Origin of the sequence: Porcibacter vitabionis, assembly GCF_046263795.1 — a bacterium.
In the GTDB taxonomy this organism is placed as follows: domain Bacteria; phylum Bacillota; class Clostridia; order Lachnospirales; family Lachnospiraceae; genus Lachnocurva.
On record NZ_JBJYZD010000003.1, the window covers coordinates 202324 to 219935 of the forward strand.

General features: G+C 43.5%; 21 protein-coding genes. 18 read left to right on the forward strand and 3 right to left on the reverse strand.

Going from position 1 to position 17612, the window contains the following annotated elements; all coding sequences use genetic code 11:
• The first annotated feature begins 212 nt into the window (after positions 1–212).
• The 6 genes from ACKX2L_RS04210 to ACKX2L_RS04235 all read left to right on the forward strand — a co-directional run bounded on the left by ACKX2L_RS04210 (position 213) and on the right by ACKX2L_RS04235 (position 5261).
• Positions 213–548, forward strand: a complete 336-nt coding sequence (locus ACKX2L_RS04210; protein WP_497552673.1) for a type II toxin-antitoxin system RelB/DinJ family antitoxin — start codon at positions 213–215, stop codon at positions 546–548.
• Positions 549–1067 (forward strand): pyridoxamine 5'-phosphate oxidase family protein, encoded by a 519-nt coding sequence (locus ACKX2L_RS04215; protein WP_497552674.1) that lies wholly within the window; start codon positions 549–551, stop codon positions 1065–1067.
• Positions 1068–1271: 204 nt separating this feature from the next.
• A complete protein-coding gene (locus tag ACKX2L_RS04220; RefSeq protein WP_497550186.1) occupies positions 1272–1886 on the forward strand; it encodes a helix-turn-helix domain-containing protein in 615 nt (204 codons plus the stop codon).
• Between the two features lie 261 nt (positions 1887–2147).
• Entirely contained in the window at positions 2148–3419 is a 1272-nt protein-coding gene (locus ACKX2L_RS04225) for an ATP-binding protein (protein ID WP_497552675.1), read from the forward strand.
• A 101-nt stretch (positions 3420–3520) separates the two neighbouring features.
• Positions 3521–3688 (forward strand): hypothetical protein, encoded by a 168-nt coding sequence (locus ACKX2L_RS04230; RefSeq protein ID WP_021850830.1) that lies wholly within the window; start codon positions 3521–3523, stop codon positions 3686–3688.
• A gap of 373 nt (positions 3689–4061) precedes the next feature.
• Positions 4062–5261 carry an ATP-binding protein gene (locus tag ACKX2L_RS04235; protein ID WP_497552676.1) on the forward strand — a complete coding sequence of 400 codons (1200 nt, stop codon included), beginning with the start codon at positions 4062–4064 and terminating at the stop codon, positions 5259–5261.
• A gap of 110 nt (positions 5262–5371) precedes the next feature.
• Here the strand turns inward: ACKX2L_RS04235 and ACKX2L_RS04240 are convergent, their stop codons facing one another.
• The gene (locus tag ACKX2L_RS04240) at positions 5372–6064 is read right to left on the reverse strand and encodes a hypothetical protein (RefSeq protein WP_497552677.1); all 693 of its coding nucleotides are present in this window, start codon (positions 6062–6064) and stop codon (positions 5372–5374) included.
• Positions 6065–6066: 2 nt separating this feature from the next.
• Entirely contained in the window at positions 6067–6819 is a 753-nt protein-coding gene (locus ACKX2L_RS04245; RefSeq protein ID WP_497552678.1) for a hypothetical protein, read from the reverse strand.
• A gap of 187 nt (positions 6820–7006) precedes the next feature.
• Here ACKX2L_RS04245 and ACKX2L_RS04250 point away from each other — a divergent pair, with 187 nt between their 5' ends.
• The 8 genes from ACKX2L_RS04250 (at position 7007) to ACKX2L_RS04285 (ending at position 12880) form a co-directional block, all read left to right on the forward strand.
• Entirely contained in the window at positions 7007–7168 is a 162-nt protein-coding gene (locus ACKX2L_RS04250) for a hypothetical protein (protein ID WP_497552679.1), read from the forward strand.
• Between the two features lie 11 nt (positions 7169–7179).
• Positions 7180–7371, forward strand: a complete 192-nt coding sequence (locus ACKX2L_RS04255) for a cytidylate kinase family protein (protein ID WP_497552691.1) — start codon at positions 7180–7182, stop codon at positions 7369–7371.
• Between the two features lie 482 nt (positions 7372–7853).
• Complete coding sequence (locus tag ACKX2L_RS04260) at positions 7854–8252, forward strand: MerR family transcriptional regulator (RefSeq protein ID WP_497552680.1); 399 nt, start codon at positions 7854–7856, stop codon at positions 8250–8252.
• A 31-nt stretch (positions 8253–8283) separates the two neighbouring features.
• Positions 8284–9447 (forward strand): iron-containing alcohol dehydrogenase, encoded by a 1164-nt coding sequence (locus ACKX2L_RS04265; RefSeq protein ID WP_497552681.1) that lies wholly within the window; start codon positions 8284–8286, stop codon positions 9445–9447.
• 66 nt (positions 9448–9513) lie between these two features.
• The gene (locus tag ACKX2L_RS04270) at positions 9514–10251 is read left to right on the forward strand and encodes a carboxymuconolactone decarboxylase family protein (RefSeq protein ID WP_497552682.1); all 738 of its coding nucleotides are present in this window, start codon (positions 9514–9516) and stop codon (positions 10249–10251) included.
• A 265-nt stretch (positions 10252–10516) separates the two neighbouring features.
• Entirely contained in the window at positions 10517–10723 is a 207-nt protein-coding gene (locus ACKX2L_RS04275; RefSeq protein ID WP_497552683.1) for a helix-turn-helix domain-containing protein, read from the forward strand.
• 77 nt (positions 10724–10800) lie between these two features.
• Positions 10801–12309, forward strand: coding sequence for a type I restriction-modification system subunit M (locus ACKX2L_RS04280; protein WP_497552684.1), 1509 nt, complete (start codon positions 10801–10803; stop codon positions 12307–12309).
• Complete coding sequence (locus ACKX2L_RS04285) at positions 12299–12880, forward strand: restriction endonuclease subunit S (RefSeq protein WP_497552685.1); 582 nt, start codon at positions 12299–12301, stop codon at positions 12878–12880. The genes ACKX2L_RS04280 and ACKX2L_RS04285 overlap by 11 nt, the downstream gene beginning before the upstream one ends.
• Here ACKX2L_RS04285 and ACKX2L_RS04290 read toward each other — a convergent pair.
• Positions 12877–13530 (reverse strand): restriction endonuclease subunit S, encoded by a 654-nt coding sequence (locus tag ACKX2L_RS04290; RefSeq protein WP_497552692.1) that lies wholly within the window; start codon positions 13528–13530, stop codon positions 12877–12879. The genes ACKX2L_RS04285 and ACKX2L_RS04290 overlap by 4 nt on opposite strands.
• An 18-nt stretch (positions 13531–13548) precedes the next feature.
• On the opposite strand from ACKX2L_RS04290, the gene ACKX2L_RS04295 reads away from it, so the two are divergent.
• From ACKX2L_RS04295 to ACKX2L_RS04310, 4 genes are all read left to right on the forward strand, one after another.
• A complete protein-coding gene (locus ACKX2L_RS04295; protein WP_497552686.1) occupies positions 13549–14556 on the forward strand; it encodes a virulence RhuM family protein in 1008 nt (335 codons plus the stop codon).
• 95 nt (positions 14557–14651) lie between these two features.
• On the forward strand, positions 14652–15632 hold the full coding sequence (gene xerA, locus ACKX2L_RS04300; RefSeq protein WP_497552687.1) for a site-specific tyrosine recombinase/integron integrase: 981 nt from the start codon (positions 14652–14654) through the stop codon (positions 15630–15632).
• A gap of 8 nt (positions 15633–15640) precedes the next feature.
• A complete protein-coding gene (locus tag ACKX2L_RS04305) occupies positions 15641–16807 on the forward strand; it encodes a restriction endonuclease subunit S (protein ID WP_497552688.1) in 1167 nt (388 codons plus the stop codon).
• A 62-nt stretch (positions 16808–16869) separates the two neighbouring features.
• A complete protein-coding gene (locus ACKX2L_RS04310; RefSeq protein WP_497552689.1) occupies positions 16870–17505 on the forward strand; it encodes a hypothetical protein in 636 nt (211 codons plus the stop codon).
• The last annotated feature ends 107 nt before the right edge of the window (positions 17506–17612 follow it).

A 17612-nucleotide genomic window follows, 5' to 3' on the forward strand; every position in this document is an offset into this window, starting at 1 on the left:
CATCATTATAATATCTTGCTCATTACTTTTTGTCAACTATATTTTACATAAAATCTATAATGTCCTATGAATGTTGACGTGACAGATAATTCTCGGGTTGCTATTTACCGTCGGACATGGAAACTATAAGGCAAAATGGAACAGTCCATATAGCTTGCATTGCAATCAGCAAGACAGCAAATTACAATATATGAAGCAGGAGGTGCAATCATATGAAAGATTCAACAGTAAGCGCTCGTGTTGAAACCGATGTAAAAAATGAAGCAGAAGACATCCTGCAGAAGCTTGGAGTCCCTGTCTCTGTTGTCATTAACTCCCTGTACCGCCAGATCATTTATCGTCATGGCATTCCGTTCTCACTGACTGTTCCGTCAGAGCCAAGAACATTGGATGTGATGTCAGATGCGGAGCTTGACGCAAAACTTCAGCACAGCTATGCCCAATCGTCTGCAGGTAAAGTTTACAAACCAGTTCACGAAGGATCTGAAACTGGCGAAGAAACAGAACAAGAATCTGGACAAGCGGATTTATTGAAGGAGGAAGAATAAATGACAGACGAACAGTACGCACAGGCTGAGTCCTTCTGGACTCGAAAAGATGAAACCGAAAAGAAGCTAGATGCTGATACTCTGTATAGCTGGATAGACGAATTCTTATCATCTCATAAGGTTCTTGCCCTGGCGACTGCCACGAAGGATTTTATTCGCTGCACGCCGCTTGAGTACAGTTGGTATAACGGAGCACTTTGGATCTTCACCGAAGGCGGGCTTAAGTTCAAAGCCTTGAAGGAGAATAAGCATATCGCGGCAGCGGTCTTCGAGACGAGCGCTTCCTTTGGCGGACTTAAGTCACTGCAGATCGAAGGAACAGTGGAGTTAGTCGAGCTGTTCTCCGATGAATATAAGAATGTCGCGGAGTTCAGAAAGATACCGATGGAAGCATTGACGAAACTCAAAGAGCCTATGTGGCTTTTGAAGATCGTGCCGTCAGAGATCACCTGTCTGAATTCAGATTTCAAGAAAGACGGATTTGGCAGCAGGCAGATATGGAAGAAGTGCCATTCATGAATGAGTATGAACCGCCATTTCACTGGTAATTGCCCAAAGGATGCACTTTAGGACAGGAAAAGGGCTCCAACACTGTCATCATCGGCAACAGGGAGCACATTTTCCAGACTCAACCAGCGGTAGAGTTGCAGGAAATCAACTTATGGTTCGTGTAATAATACGATGATACCGGCTATGCTTGAGCCATGAAAGGAGGTGCCCGATATGGATCAAATGAAAATTGGAAAATTCATAGCATCCTGCAGGAAGGAACAGGGCATGACTCAGGCAGTCCTTGCCGGGAAGCTCGGAATCAGTGACCGGGCGATATCAAAATGGGAGACCGGAAAGTCTATGCCGGATTCCGGGATTATGCTGGATCTTTGTGAACTTCTGAAAATAACTGTCAATGAACTCCTGTCGGGCGAAAGAATTATGGCAGAAGCATATGACAAACGGGCAGAAGAAAACCTGCTGGCGATGAGGCGAGAGGTCGAAGAAAAGAACCGGCAAATGCTCAGGACAGAATACTGGATTGCGTTTCCAGCCGTCATTTATGGACTGGTCATGGTATTTGTGGCATCATTTATAGAGATGCCAGTCTGGCTGAGAATCGTACTAATCGTATTCGCTCTCGTGATGATATTTACGGTCGCTTTTATCGCTGTGGGAATTGAGCAAAAGGCCGGATACTATGAATGCCAGAATTGCCATCACAGATATGTTCCTACATACTGGCAGACAAATCTTGCTATGCATATGGGACGGACGAGATACATGAAATGCCCTAAATGCGGAAAACGCAGCTGGCAGAAGAAAGTGCTGACAAAAGAAGAATAAGACAGACCAAGGCTCCTCACTACTGATTAAATTCGGTGGAACGCGGACAGAAAAAACATCTCTGGAACTTCTGTACTTAAGATAAACGAATGTTCAATATCTGTCGGCTTCGATCGACCTGGTGTTATATTTGATTACTATCTTATGCCACTTACGTCCCAAGTGCGTAATTTCATGTTGAGCGGCAGGACTCAACGGGTTATACTTTAATTACGATTTTAAGACGATTACGGCCTAAGTGCGTAATATCAGGAGGCGCCGATGATACAACGTGATCTTTATCTTCAACAACTTGTTTCCTATATGTGGGATGGTCAGATCAAAGTTATTACCGGGATCCGGCGGTGCGGAAAGTCCGTTCTTTTATTCGAACTGTTTCGTGACTATCTGCTGTCACAGGGGACGAGCGCCGAGAACATCATTACAATCGAACTTGATAAACGCAAAGATGTAAAATACCGCAGCCCGATTGCTCTCAGCAGTATGGTCGAGGCAAAGATACAAAACAGCGCACAACAGTACTATCTCTTTATCGATGAAATTCAACTGTCTGTATCCGTTCCCGATCCGGATCTGCCCGGCGAAAAGGTAACAATCTATGACATGCTGAATGAGCTGCGAGGATACAAAAATCTTGATGTGTATGTCACAGGAAGCAATTCCAGGATGCTGTCAAGCGACATCGTGACAGAATTTCGCGGCCGCTCTTCGCAGATCCATGTATATCCTCTTTCTTTCAGGGAGTTCTTTGCCGCTGTGGGTGGAGATAAAAGAGATGCATTTGACCGCTATATGCTTTATGGCGGGATGCCATACCTTCTGAATCTGAAGGAAGACCGACAGCGAAAAGACTATTTAGCACAGCTTTTTAATGAGGTATATATCAAGGATATCATTGAGCGTGAGGGAATTGAACGCTCTGATGTACTTTCTGATATCCTGGACTTTCTTGCGTCATCTGTCAGTTCTCTGACAAATCCTACCAATATTGCAAACACACTGAACAGTACAAGAAGAGCGAATATCAGCCCTAAAACTGTTTCAAGTTACCTGGAATACCTGAAGAATGCCTTTCTGATCAGCGAAGCAAAGCGCTGGGATATCAAGGGGAAAAGATATTTTCAGTATCCGAACAAATATTATTACACAGATATCGGACTCCGTAATGCGCGAGTTAATTTCCGGCAATTTGATCCTGGTCATATCATGGAAAACATCCTGTACAATGAACTGATTATGCGGGGATATTCTGTTGATGTTGGAGTCGTCCTCGACAGGCGAAAAGATCAGAAGGTGCAAAAGGAAATTGATTTTGTTGTCAATCAGGGAGACAAAAAGGCATATATCCAATCCGCCTATGAAATGTCTCACACAGAAAAGACAACCAGTGAACTGGACTCTCTGCGACTGACGAATGATTTCTTTGAGAAAATCGTTATGCGTCGGGATATTCCGGCGTCATTTACGGATGAAAACGGTATTCGTCATATCAATGTACTGGATTTCCTGCTTGGTAAAGAAACGATCTTCTGATACATAAGATAATCGGCACATGGTAGGATGAATCTTCCGGATGAGGTCGTGAGCATGGCAGCGGATCTGGATAGATTCAGTGATGCGAGGAGAAATTTATTATGGCAGTGAGAAAAGCAGATGAATCAGACAGATTGTTTGTAGTTGAAGTAGGTATGGAGAACCGTGCACCGGAGGAGATCGCTAAAGATGCGGCTTTTCAAATCAGTGCATTGTTCGACAGGCTTATAGAAGAGCAGCAGAAAAAAGATGATCAAGACATTGTATAACAAGTTGCAGGATGTACAGAAAGTTCTGATTTTTTGCATATCATAAAGACTGCCCTATGCCGGAATGTGCTCAAATTGATCTTTTCGTCTTTTCCGTTTTCAGGGAAAGCAGTATTGGTATCTTACCTTTTGCGCCCTTGTCAGACGCTGAAGATTTCAAATCGTACTGCATGCAGGTGTATTCTTCCGCTCTCCGCATCAGGCGGAAAGGAAAAGTATGTATAGTTTAGAAACTGCAGGTTTTGCAGGACGCCTGAAAACACTCCTGAAACAGGCCGAAGGGCCTTCTCACATTGACAAGCATTGCAATTCAGAGTAAACTACGAACATAGGTGCGAAACTTTAAAAAAATTTCAATTTCGGAAGTGTCAGTATGAAATATATTGAAAGACCAGAATACATGCAGCGGCTTCTTGATCTTATGGGGACCCCGGATATCAAGATCATTACCGGAGTGCGCCGCAGCGGCAAGTCTGAATTGATGAAAGCTTATATCCGCAGAATCAGCGAGATGCAGCCAGAGGCCAATATTATCTTTGTGGATTTCTTTGATCTGAAATACGAAGGATTAAAGGAATATCATGCTCTGTATGATTACATTGAAAGCCATTATGCTGCCGGAAAACAGAACTATGTATTCGTGGATGAAGTGCAGCTGTGCGATAGATTTGAGCTTGCGATCAACAGCCTGCATTCTTCCCGGAAATATGATCTCTATATCACCGGTTCCAACGCGTTCCTTCTAGGCTCCGATCTGACGACGCTGTTTACAGGGCGCTATATTGAGATCCATGTTTTCCCGTTCAGCTTTGCGGAATTCTGCCGCTACTATGCAGAGGAACAGGACAAAGCAAAGCTCTTTGATGAATATGTGATCAAGGGCGGTCTGGCGGGCTCCTATGAATACCGTACGGAGAGAGATCGGACAAACTATATCAGAGACGTTTACGATACGATCATCAACCGGGATCTGGTCACGAAATATCATCTGCCGGACACAACGATGCTGGAGCATCTGGCAGAGTTCATGATGGATAATGTATCTAATCTGACATCCCCCAACAATATCAGTGATATACTGACGGCAAATGCGGTTGCAACCAATCATAAGACTGTCGGAAACTATATTAAATATCTGTGCGATGCGTATGTTTTCTATGGAGTACGCCGATATGACATTCGCGGAAAGAAATATCTGAAGACTTCTGTGAAATACTATCTGAGCGATACCGGCATACGCTTTGCCAGACTTGGCAGACGGAATCTTGATTATGGTCGTATGTATGAAAATATTGTCTGCATCGAACTGATGCGGCGTGGCTTCGAGGTTTACGTTGGAAAGCTGTATCAGAAAGAAGTGGATTTTGTTGCAGTCCGCGGCGATGAAAAGATGTATATCCAGGTAAGTGACGATATATCACGGCCGGAGACCTTTGAACGTGAGTATGATCCCCTGCTTAAGATCAAAGATGCGTATCCCAAGCTTATTCTGGCGAATACCAGGCATGAGACCTATGACTATGAAGGCATCAGGATTCATAATTTATCAGATTGGCTGCTGAAGCATGAGTAAAGGCTTTAGGAGAGCGGCGGAATGAAGAATCAATCACACAAATGAGCGAAGAACAAGAATTCCGGTTTGTCAAACTGAAAACTTCATAGCTGATGGTACATATCAGTCTTTCACATCCAGTGAGAGGCTGGTTTGTTCTCATTGTCGAGGTGCTGCAGCTTTAGCAGAATCAATGCAAAGTTATATGACAGCCATTGGATATCAAGATTTGTTCCAGCAAATGTTCTGTCGTTCTTGTATTCAGGGTATCTGAAATATTCTGAATTATTGCCTTCAATATTGTTGCAGTATGAGTGGCAGAAACTGTCAACATACTCCATGTAGGAAACATCAGATAAGTGGTAAGTTTGAAACAAGATATCTGCCAAGTATCCTAAGTCATGGTTTTTCTTAAAGACCGCATGCTGTTTCTTCAGTAAATACTTGAATCCTGTTTCGATAGATTGTCTTCCAACATATGCTGTGACAATTGATTGTGGCAGACTTTCAGTCAAGATTCGAAAGGCTTCAATGTTCTCATACCAGTATTGTTGCCATAAGCGTTGGCATAAGCGTTGCTCTGCTTGATCATTTGTATGAGTCTTTGTGCCATCAGTCCTTCTTGCTTCTCCAATAGAGAAGGGCACTGGTGCAGGGGTTGCTTCACCACAAGAATCAGGTACCTTTTTTCCCTGATCTGATGCTGTGTGAAAGATTGGGTGTTTACCATAAAGGCGGTGGCAAGCATAAAATGCCCCATCTAATTGAAGAATGTCCTGATAATTTTGCCCAGAATCCTTTATCATCTTGAAAATGTCAGACATGATTACTTTTCTCCTTTCTTACAGAAGACGACATAGTCCTGGTATTCTTTACAGGCTTCTTCAATGGGCTGAGCATCTTTCATTAAGACGGGAGCTTTGATATCACGTAATTCAATGTGCTGCTCAGTTGTAATGTCTTTCATAATCTCTTCATATATGAGAGGCACGTCCTGATAGTATTCCATATGAAAGATGTCTTCATAACGGAATCGCAGCAGCCAGAAACTGTTGATTGAGTTGTTGAATAATATTTTACTGTCGATCTGTAGTTCGATGTGATGGTTTTTATCAACCATTTCTGCCATAGGAGCAAAGGATTTATCTTTAGGGATTTCTTTACCATTCACTGCCAGGCTGTCAATGATCAGATTGAATGCTGGTTTATTTGTGCTGATCATCAAGAAGTGTGGGATCTTTGACAAGCAACCTTTTCCATCGATTTGAATAAACGCGGATGTTGATAGCCTCTTGTTTTCCAGAATGGTTAATATTCTATCACCATTCGTATCTGAGGCATTCATAACATCAAAGGACAGAACTGGCATATTGGCTATGCGGCGTTCTTCACGCTCTTCTTTATGCTGTTCTTCAATTGTCATAACAACACCAGAAAGAGTCATGATGCCGCCGATAAAGCCTCCCAGAAAACTCATCCATTGATCAGAGATGCCGTTCTTCGTACATAGATCCAGGACCATAATAAAACCAATTGCTGCTGCAGTCAGCAGTACTAATTTCCAATATTTCTTTATCATGTTCGCAATATAGTACAAGTGACGAAATAATTCAATGCCTGGTTAGCTTTTGGAATCTTAAAAAAGCCCTTTTGATTTTGGGTGAAAATCTAGTTATAATATAAAAACAACGTGTGGCGTTTCAACTGCGTAAATCCGGTTGGAAATCCGCACGTTTTTTTATATGACGAAGAGGAGGTAAAGCGAAATGAAACGAGTCAGTCAGATGGTTCTGTTATGGTCAAAATCATTAAGCAGTACAACACAAGTCCCGTTGGCGATTATCCGGACGGAAAAAGAATATCGTTACGACACAGTTAAGCGTGTAGCCATTGGCGTAAATCCAGCTGATGGTTACACGCTATTTTAAGGGCTGAGCGTATCGTTAGAGAGTATGGTGAGCGTGAAGAAAGTCCTGAACAGCGTTTGAAGGAAAAAGATATACGCAGGGCTGCGTATCATCGTTTTTATACAGATATGAAATGGGGACATGCTCAAAACTATCATATATGCCTCGACAGTGGTGAACTTGGTATCGATAGGTGTGTGGAGTTGATCGTCCAATTATATTAGAAAAGCAGAAAATAGGAAGTAGAATAAAAAGGCTCCTCACTACCGGCAAATGCTTCGGCGGCGGGGAGCCTTGTTTTATGCTTTGATTTCAATGGTGACTCGGATTTGAAGGCGATGCCATCGTGGTCCTGCTTGTACATCAGGACTTTATCATTTGTGGCTTATACTGAAACAGGCCGAAGGGCCTTCTCACATTGACAAGCAGAACAATTCAGAGCAAACTGCGGACACAGGTGCGAAACTTTAAAAAATTTCAATTTCGGAAGTGGCAGTATGAAATAGTCCGCGGCGATGAAAAGATGTATATCCAGGTAAGTGACGATATATCACGGCCTGAAGTGAGAGACTGATTTTTTATGCTCAAGGACAGAGTGTTCGCTAAATTAATTTCAAAATAGTACTTGACTTGGAGTTAACTCCAAGGAGTATAGTGCAGCTATAGAATACAGAGCAAGCGGTACACTGTAAAGAAGGTGATGACGATGACGATAAAAGAAGTTTGCGAAAAATTCAACCTTTCTCCGGACACGTTGCGCTACTATGAGCGCGCAGGTGTCATTCCGGAAGTCAGAAGAACCAAAGGTGGCATCAGAGATTATTCTGATGATGATCTGAAATGGGTAGAGAATGCTGTCTGTATGAGAAATGCCGGGGTTCCGGTAGAAATGCTGATTGAGTATGTAAAGCTTTTTCAGCAGGGTGATTCTACGATCGCAGCAAGACGAGATCTTTTGATGGAAGCGCGTGCGGAGTTACAGAAGAATTTAGACAAGTATCAGGCCACTATGGACAGGCTTAACTACAAGATCTCCCGATACGAGGAAGCGGTGAAAACCGGTGTCCTCAACTGGGATGCCGAAGATAATAAGAAGGATTCCTGAAGCAAATAAGAGTGATTCGAAGGAGAAAAACATGCAGAATTTTGATTATTGCACACCGACAAGACTGATTTTTGGAAAGGGGGTAGTGGAACAGCTGTCCGAAGTAATGCGCCAATATGGGAAAAGAATTCTTCTGACCTACGGCGGCGGAAGTATCAAGAAGATTGGCCTTTATGATAAGGTAAAGACGCTTCTCAGTGATTTTGAAATTGTGGAGCTGTCAGGAATTCAGCCGAATCCCAAGTATGATCCGAGTGTCCTGGACGGCGTAAAGCTTTGCAAGGAGCATGATGTGGATGTGATCCTGTCGGTTGGCGGAGGCAGCGTACTCGACTGCTCGAAGGCAATCGCAGCTGGAGCGAAGTATGACGGGGATCCGTGGGATCTGATTTCCTATAAAGTAAAGGCACAGGCAGCCCTCCCGATTGTAGATATTATTACGCTTGCCGCTACGGGAAGTGAGTATGACTGCGGCGGAGTGATTTCCAGAACCGAGACAAACGATAAGATCGGCTATGTGGATCCGCTGCTTTATCCAGCAGTTTCCTTCCTTGATCCGACTTACACATTTACGGTATCCAGGAAACAGACGGCTGCTGGCTGCGCAGATGCGATGAATCACATTATGGAGCAGTATTTCTGCGAGGATTCCACACTTCTGAACGATGGATTTATGGAAGCGGCGCTTAAGAGCCTTATGGTGAATGCAAAGAAGTGTCTGGAGAATCCAAAAGACTATACGGCAAGAGCGGAAATGATGCTTGATTGCACCTATGGATGCAACGGGATCTATTCGCTTGGGAACAGTGAGTCCGGCTGGCCCTGCCACGGCATGGAGCATGCGCTCTCGGCATATTATGACATTACGCATGGGGAAGGACTTGCGATCATTACCCCGAGGTGGATGAAGCATATCTTAAGCGAGAAGACTGTAGATCGGTTTGTCAAATACGGTGTCAATGTCTTTGGAATTGATCCGAATCTGGATCGGTTTGACATCGCAAATCGGGCGATTGAAGAAACATACCAGTTCTTCGCATCGATCGGTATCCCGATGCATCTTAAGGAAGTTGGCATTGATGAAAGCCGCATTGATGAGATGGCACATCATGTAGCAGAAAATGAAGGACTTGAAAACGCATGGGCACCGCTTCAGGAAAAGGATATTGCAGACATTTTCAGAGCATCCTTATGAATGACAAGAAAACTTACTGATGAGGCAGATCCTGATTAGAAGAAATTGAAGAGGAGAAACAAAAGCATGGATGGTAAGATTGTTCAGACGGCGGGAAGAGACAGACTGGGAGAATTTGCTCCGGAGTTTGCCCATTTCAATGATGATGTGTTGTTTGGAGAGAACTGGAATAATCCGGATCTTGATCTGAAAACCCGGTGCATTATCACAGTAGTTGCACTGGTGTCATCCGGCATTACAGATTCGTCACTGACGTATCATCTTCAAAATGCTAAGGAACACGATGTGACGAAAAGTGAAATTGCCGCGATCTTGACGCATGTGGCTTTTTATGCGGGATGGCCGAAAGCCTGGGCTGCGTTTAATCAGGCGAAGGAAGTCTGGAAAGAAGAAGCTCCTGCAGAGGCAGGGGAGAAGGAAAAATATCAGAAGTCCCTATTCTTCCCGATTGGTGAACCCAATGATGCTTATGCCTCTTATTTTTCAGGCAGAAGTTTTCTGGCACCGGTTTCCACCGAACAGATCCCGGTGTTCAACGTGACCTTTGAGCCGGGCTGTCAGAACAACTGGCATATCCATCATGCCAAAAGTGGCGGCGGACAGATGCTGATCTGTGTCGGTGGCAGGGGTTATTACCAGGAATGGGGTAAAGAACCCGTGGAGATGACACCCGGTACCGTGATCAACATTCCGGCAAATGTAAAGCACTGGCATGGCGCAGCAGAAGACAGCTGGTTCTCGCATCTGGCGATAGAAGTTCCGGGTGAAGAAACATCCACAGAATGGCTGGAAGCATCGAAATAATACAGAACAAATAAAAGTAATCAATAACGATATAGGAGTGATACCGGGAAACTGGTATCACTCTTTTTAATTTTCCGAAGGAACGCGCAGCCATCTCCGCAGGAGAAGAAAGCGAATACCAGTCTGATGATTTAAGATTTGCAAATGCCAATTTTATTGTTGTTGGTATGCACCATAATTGCTATACTGACAATATCCCAATAAGCACATGGTTGAAGTGCATGCTTGAGCGTACAATCTGTTAATTCATGATGGAGATAAGACAATGGCTGTGAGTTATAACAAACTTTGGAAAATGTTAATTGATAAAGGCATGAAGCGGACGGAACTTCGAGATGCTGTTGATATGAGTACAAATACGCTGGCGAAGCTGGGAAAGAACAACTACATCTCTCTGGAGATTCTGGATAGAATTTGCACTTATCTTGAATGTGACATCGGTGATGTGATGGAGTTTGTTCCTAATAAATAATCTAATGGCAATGGTGAAAGCTAGAGTAGCGGAAATCAAGAGAAAGGCTCAATAAGTAATTACTTAGGAGGATAATAATGGCAGAGAAGTCCAGCGCCAATATTGGCTTTGAAAAACAAATATGGGATGCCGCATGTGTACTGTGGGGGCATATTCCAGCAGCGGAATACAGAAAGGTAATCATCGGACTGATTTTTCTGCGCTATATTTCAGCAGCGTTTGATGCTCAGTATAAAAAGCTCATTTCAGACGGTGACGGGTTTGAAAATGATCCGGATGCATATCTGATGGACAATATCTTTTTTGTGCCGAAGGAAGCTCGCTGGGAAACAATTGCATCGTCGGCACACACTCCTGAGATTGGTACGGTGATCGATACAGCGATGCGTGCCATTGAAGATGACAACAAGAGTCTTAAAGGTGTTCTTCCAAAGAATTACGCTTCACCAGATTTGGATAAGAAGGTTCTCGGTGATGTCGTCGATATCTTTACGAACAACATTGACATGTCAGACACGAAGGCGAGCGAGGATTTACTAGGTCGTACCTATGAATACTGCATTGCACAGTTTGCCGAGAAGGAAGGTGTCGGTGGAGGTGAATTTTACACGCCATCCAGTATCGTTAAAACATTGGTTGCGATTCTGAAGCCAGAGGCGAACTCCCGCGTCTATGATTGTTGCTGTGGGAGCGGTGGAATGTTTGTACAGAGTGAGCGATTTGCCGAGGGACACAGCCACAACCGCGGCGTGATTTCCGTGTATGGTCAGGAGGCGAATCCGGACACATGGAAGATGGCGAAGATGAATATGGCGATTCGTGGCATTGACGCAGACCTCGGACCGTACAATGCAGATACTTTCACGAATGATCTGCACCCGACACTCAAGGCAGATTATATTCTCGCGAATCCACCGTTTAACTATCATCCTTGGGGGCAAGAGCAGCTGAAGGATGACAAGCGATGGAAATATGGTCTTCCGCCTGCCGGAAACGCCAACTATGCATGGATTCAGCATATGATCTTTCACCTTGCCCCGAATGGGAAAATTGGCTTAGTTCTGGCAAACGGAGCACTTTCAACTCAGTCCAGCGGCGAGGGAGAGATCCGAAAGAACATTATCAATGATGATCTGATTGAAGGCATTGTTGCTATGCCAACGCAACTTTTCTATAGCGTCACTATTCCGGTCACACTCTGGTTTATCACGAAGAACAAGAAACAGAAGGGCAAGACAGTCTTCATTGATGCCCGCAAGATGGGCCACATGGTCGATCGCAAGCACCGCGACTTCACCGACGAGGATATCCAGAAGTTGGCGGACACCTTCTCAGCTTTCCAGAACGGAACGCTCGAGGACGTGAAGGGCTTCTGTGCTGTTGCGACCACGCAGGACATTGCGAAGCAGGACTATATTCTGACTCCGGGACGGTATGTCGGTATCGAGGAGCAGGAGGATGACGGTGAGCCGTTCGAGGAGAAAATGGATCGCCTAACTTCTGAGCTCTCCGAGATGTTCAAAAAGTCGCATGAACTCGAGGATGAGATCAGAAAGAAGCTGGGGGCGATTGGATATGAGCTTTGATGAAAATACATTGTATAACATAAAGACCTCACTTTCCGGAACAAGATGCCCTCTGTTCGATTTGGCTATTTGGAAAAATGGTCTTGCTTTCAAAAAAATCGACTTTTCGAAAGAAGGGGTACCGGTAATAAAAATCGCCGAGCTTAACAATGGTATAGGATCGAATACCTCCTTTACAAAGGGTGATTATGGTGAAGAAGTACGCTTGCACCAAGGAGATCTGCTCTTTTCGTGGTCTGGTAACCCTCAGACATCTATAGATGTGTATAAATATCAGCTGGATGACGGCTGGTTGAACCAGCACATTTTCAAGGTAACAGCTAATGAAACGATGGTTTCAAAAGACTTTTTGTTCTATTTACTTAAGTATTTGAAACCGCATTTTACGCAGATAGCAACAAATAAGCAAACGACTGGACTCGGCCATGTTACGATTGCAGACTTAAAGCGTATGAGTGTAGTGGTTCCAGAGAAGATTATTCAGGATAGGATCGTAGCTGTTGTAAAAACAATTGATGACAAACTTGAGGTGAATAATGAGATAAACAAGAATTTTTTATATGTGGCTTAGAGATCGATGTCGGAGACGTCGATCTCGCCGGACATTAGCCTTGGAAGTAGAGTATCTCGAAGGGTGGCTAACCTATTGTTTTCGGCTCTCAGATTTCTAATTTGAGCAAAAAATGGCTGGATCACTGAATCGAAAGATTTGAGCTCAATTATATCCGGTATCAGTACCGGAACCTTGTTTAGGTTAGCTTGACTGATCTTAGGCTGTACTGCTCCTGTGACAATGAATTTTACATTGGTCAAACTGAAGAGAAGATACAGAAGCTCTACCGTAAAGCCACACTTACCGGTGATGATATGTGCGTGATTATTAACCCAGAATTTGCCTTCAACATATTGGAGGATAGGGAACCCTTTAACATCTATGACTGTTCCGTCTTCGCCAAGAAGAAGGTAGATGCCGTCAAAAAGGTAACGATCAACATAGTCCATCACTGAGGTAGCCCCATAATAAGGATAGATTTTGTCGAGTTTTTCACGCTCACGGCTTGATAGCGGGATGCGTTTTGAATCATGAAGCTCAATTATTTCCGAAACGGTGCCAATATGCCAACCGTCAGGAATCTTTCCATAAAAAGGTGAAAGATCAATATATCTATCTTTGTAAAGAGCTTGCGCTTGCTCAAGTAAATTCTTGTTTATACCACGAATACTAAAGGAGTAGAACTATTGGAGAATAATGATAAGGGACAAATAATAATATATCAATCTGTAGATGGACAGACAAATATTGATGTTCTTCTTGAAGATGAGACTGTTTGGCTTACGCAACAGCAGATGTCGGAGTTGTTTCAAACCTCAAGAACAAATGTTGTTGAACATATAAAGCACATTTATGAAGAAGGTGAACTGGAGGAGGTCTCAACCTGTCGGAATTTCCGACAGGTTAGAGAAGAAGGTAATAGAACTGTTTCCAGGATGATGCCGTTTTATAACCTGGACATGATCATCTCTCTTGGATACAGAGTCAAATCGCGAGTTGCAACGCAGTTCAGGCGTTGGGCGACGGCTATTCTGAAAGAATATATGGTAAAAGGTTTTGCCTTGGATGATGAGAGGTTGAAGGGCAATGGCGGCGGTGAATACTGGAAAGAATTACTGGATCGGATTCGTGATATCCGATCCAGTGAGAAAGTACTGTATCGACAGGTGCTTGATCTCTATGCTACAAGTGTAGATTATGATCCCAAGAGCAGCGAGTCAATTGCATTCTTTAAGATGGTTCAGAATAAACTACATTATGCTGTTCATAGACATACTGCAGCAGAGATAATCTATGAACGGGCTGATGCTGATAAACCGTTTATGGGGTTAAAGTCATTCAAGGGAGATTTTCCTGTGAAATCTGATATTGGCATTGCAAAGAATTATCTGGATGAAAACGAGCTGAAGATACTCAACAATCTGGTTTCTGGATATTTTGATTTTGCTGAAATTCAGGCAATGCGGCATAATCCGATGCACATGAGTGACTATGTACAACAATTAGATAACGTTCTTGGAAGTACAGGTGAACAGGTACTGCAAGGATCAGGCAAGATTAGTCACAAACAGGCGATGGAAAAAGCAGAAGCGGAGTATCGTAAATATCAGGTACAAACACTTTCTCCTGTAGAAGAAGCGTATTTGGATACGATAAAAACACTTGAGAAAGAAACAAAGAAAAAGAAGAAGTAATCGAATGCCTACTCCCACAACGGCGGGAGAAACAAACCAACGGAACTGCCGTTGATGTCGTTCTCTGGAAAATCAATGGAAGGAGAAACGACAAAATGAAGGAATCTTTTAAGCAGGAAGTAATGCGGCGGATGCTGCCGCATCTGGACAATGCGCAGGCAGAGGCACTGGAGCAGGTGCTTGAATCCGTGTTGTGCAAGTATTTGGAGGATAAATCGGACAAAGACGAGATTAGCAGTCAGGAACTGCTGCAGAAGTTTCTGGAGGCAAAGCGTATAGAGGGATGCTCCGAGAAGACGCTAACCTACTATCAGAACACGATTAACCGCATGCTGACACAGATTGGAAATGAGGTGATGCACATTACGACGGAAGACCTGAGATCATACTTGACTGATTATCAGAAACAAAATGATCTCAGTCGGGTTACAATCGATAATGTGCGTCGGATTCTCTCCAGCTTCTTCTCTTGGCTAGAAGATGAGGAGTATCTCATCAAGAGCCCGATCCGTCGGATTCACAAGGTGAAGACGACGAGCAGCATCAAAGACACTTATTCTGATGAGGACTTGGAGAAGATGCGCGACAGCTGCGAGGAGAAACGGGATCTCGCGCTCATTGATATGCTGGCATCGACTGGTATGCGTGTCGGTGAGTTGGTGCATTTGAACCAGTCGGACATTGATTTCAACGAGCGAGAATGCAAGGTTCTCGGCAAGGGAAACAAGGAACGAATCGTGTATTTCGATGCAAGAACGAAAATACACTTGCAGGAGTACGTGGATAGCCGAAATGATGACTGTGAGGCGCTGTTCGTTACACTGAGAGCTCCACACTCTCGGCTAACTATCGGGGGAGTGGAGTCGAGAGTCCGAGAAATCGGCAAACGTCTGAATATAGACAAGGTGCATCCGCATAAGTTCCGCCGGACACTTGCTACGAAGGCAATTGACAAGGGAATGCCGATCGAGCAGCTTCAGCAGCTTCTCGGCCATAAACGAATAGATACAACGCTTCAGTATGCGATGGTGAAGCAGAGCAACGTGAAGCTGGCGCATAAGAAATATATAGGATAGGAAGAAAAATGATGGAGACATGGAGAACTATAAGATTAGGAAGTGCTTGTACGACTAATTCGGCCACTTATTCTCCGAAGGAGAAATGGGAGTTTGTCAATTATTTGGACACTGGCAATATTACAAATAACCGCATCGATTCTATTCAGTACATTGACGTTGAATCAGAAAAACTGCCAAGCCGAGCACGCAGAAAAGTGAAAACTAATAGCATCGTCTACTCGACTGTACGTCCTCGTCAAAGGCATTTTGGGATAATAAAATCTCAACCAGATAATTTCCTTGTGTCTACGGGTTTTGCAGTTATTGATGTAAAACCAGAGATTCTAGATGCAGATTATCTTTATTATGTGCTGACTCAAGACTCGATAGTCGAGAAATTACACGCTATTGCTGAACAGAGCACATCAGCTTATCCATCGATCAAATCTTCAGACATAGAGGATTTGGAAATTGAAGTCCCTGATTTAGCAACTCAAAAGAAAATTGCAGGCATCTTAGGAGAACTGGATAGAAAGGCGAAGCAGAATGCTGAAATAAACAAGAATTTACAGACGCAAGCTCAATCCATTTATACACATATGATCATCGATGAAGCTGATGAATCGTGTGGCAGCGGCGTGCTGTCCGATATTGCCACAATCACTATGGGGCAATCTCCCAAGGGAGATACCTATAACGAAGATGGCATTGGCACTGTCTTTTTCCAAGGCCGAGCTGAATTTGGCTTCCGTTTCCCTACGCGAAGGCTATATACAACAGATCCAAAGCGCATGGCTCAGAATAATGATGTTCTTATGAGCGTCAGGGCACCCGTTGGAGATCTCAATGTCGCATATGAAGATTGCTGTATCGGTCGCGGACTCGGAGCTATTCATTCCAAGGATAACCACCAATCTTTCGTGCTCTACACGATGTTTGCCCTTCGCGATCAGCTTGATGTATTCAACGGAGAGGGCACTGTTTTCGGTTCAATCAATCGTGATGCCTTAAAATCTATGCCAGTTAGTATTCCATCTCGTGAGGTTGTTGATAAATTCGAGAGCATTGTTTCTCCAATGGATGCTGAAATCAAGAACAACTATGTGGAAAGCTGTCACTTACAAGCCATCCGAGATAGCTTGCTTCCACGCCTGATGTCCGGCGAATTGGACGTTTCCGACCTGGACCTCTAAGCCGCATATAAATTCTTGTTTTTTAGCGTTAGTAACTGTGTCATAAGGGAGGAGGTAAGCTTATGATCTTTATAACCAATTTTAACAATTCACGAGATTTGATGGAAATAAAACAGCAATACGATGATTATAAAGGTACAAATATCAACTTCTTGCTTGATGACTTTGCTATTGGGCATACGCGATGGTCAGTTCCTAAAAAAGCAACCCCTGGAGATATTGTTGTTTTTATGTGTGCTAAAGAAGCTAGACATAACCTTGGTATGGCAGTATCAAGTGTTCCGGACAGTTATGGAACCGATTTTATTAACTTTGTAGAAAATCAGAAGAATTTATATAGAAAGTATAGTGGACAACTTCTAGGCTATGGAATTGTTTCGTCGATGCCTGAGAATGATGGCAAATGGTGGATGGCGGATATAGATGGTCTATTGCAATTTCACAATACTGTACCTATCGATGATTTTAATAACTTTATTTTCGTTAGTAGGACGAGCTCAATAACATATCTTAATGATGAACAATGGGATCGGTTGAAATGGATCATTAGCCAAAGAAATCATGACATTTTTCCGGAGGCAGTTCCTCCAGAGAAATCGATTCTTGAGGACGAGTTTAACAAAGCGGTCAAAAAAGCATCAGAAAAGCCAATTGATGAACTACGAATAATCGCCGAAAAAAAGAAATCTGATATGTAATGACCTTTGTCAAGAGGCAACTTAACAAGAATCACCACAAACTTATTCTTTTGTAACCGAAGGCATCATGAAAGAGCTTTAGGGTATCAGTTCCCGGCATTGGCCAC

Bases quoted from the DNA above. Each gene is read 5' to 3' on its own strand.
- ACKX2L_RS04275 (WP_497552683.1), top strand. From the start codon at position 10,517: ATGGCTGTGAGTTATAACAAACTTTGGAAAATGTTAATTGATAAAGGC.
- ACKX2L_RS04310 (WP_497552689.1), top strand. From the start codon at position 16,870: ATGATCTTTATAACCAATTTTAACAATTCACGAGATTTGATGGAAATA.
- ACKX2L_RS04220 (WP_497550186.1), top strand. From the start codon at position 1,272: ATGGATCAAATGAAAATTGGAAAATTCATAGCATCCTGCAGGAAGGAA.
- ACKX2L_RS04245 (WP_497552678.1), bottom strand. From the start codon at position 6,819: ATGATAAAGAAATATTGGAAATTAGTACTGCTGACTGCAGCAGCAATT.
- ACKX2L_RS04285 (WP_497552685.1), top strand. From the start codon at position 12,299: ATGAGCTTTGATGAAAATACATTGTATAACATAAAGACCTCACTTTCC.
- ACKX2L_RS04280 (WP_497552684.1), top strand. From the start codon at position 10,801: ATGGCAGAGAAGTCCAGCGCCAATATTGGCTTTGAAAAACAAATATGG.
- ACKX2L_RS04240 (WP_497552677.1), bottom strand. From the start codon at position 6,064: ATGTCTGACATTTTCAAGATGATAAAGGATTCTGGGCAAAATTATCAG.
- ACKX2L_RS04235 (WP_497552676.1), top strand. From the start codon at position 4,062: ATGAAATATATTGAAAGACCAGAATACATGCAGCGGCTTCTTGATCTT.
- ACKX2L_RS04210 (WP_497552673.1), top strand. From the start codon at position 213: ATGAAAGATTCAACAGTAAGCGCTCGTGTTGAAACCGATGTAAAAAAT.
- ACKX2L_RS04270 (WP_497552682.1), top strand. From the start codon at position 9,514: ATGGATGGTAAGATTGTTCAGACGGCGGGAAGAGACAGACTGGGAGAA.
- ACKX2L_RS04260 (WP_497552680.1), top strand. From the start codon at position 7,854: ATGACGATAAAAGAAGTTTGCGAAAAATTCAACCTTTCTCCGGACACG.
- ACKX2L_RS04305 (WP_497552688.1), top strand. From the start codon at position 15,641: ATGATGGAGACATGGAGAACTATAAGATTAGGAAGTGCTTGTACGACT.
- xerA (WP_497552687.1), top strand. From the start codon at position 14,652: ATGAAGGAATCTTTTAAGCAGGAAGTAATGCGGCGGATGCTGCCGCAT.
- ACKX2L_RS04250 (WP_497552679.1), top strand. From the start codon at position 7,007: ATGAAACGAGTCAGTCAGATGGTTCTGTTATGGTCAAAATCATTAAGC.
- ACKX2L_RS04215 (WP_497552674.1), top strand. From the start codon at position 549: ATGACAGACGAACAGTACGCACAGGCTGAGTCCTTCTGGACTCGAAAA.
- ACKX2L_RS04230 (WP_021850830.1), top strand. From the start codon at position 3,521: ATGGCAGTGAGAAAAGCAGATGAATCAGACAGATTGTTTGTAGTTGAA.
- ACKX2L_RS04225 (WP_497552675.1), top strand. From the start codon at position 2,148: ATGATACAACGTGATCTTTATCTTCAACAACTTGTTTCCTATATGTGG.
- ACKX2L_RS04265 (WP_497552681.1), top strand. From the start codon at position 8,284: ATGCAGAATTTTGATTATTGCACACCGACAAGACTGATTTTTGGAAAG.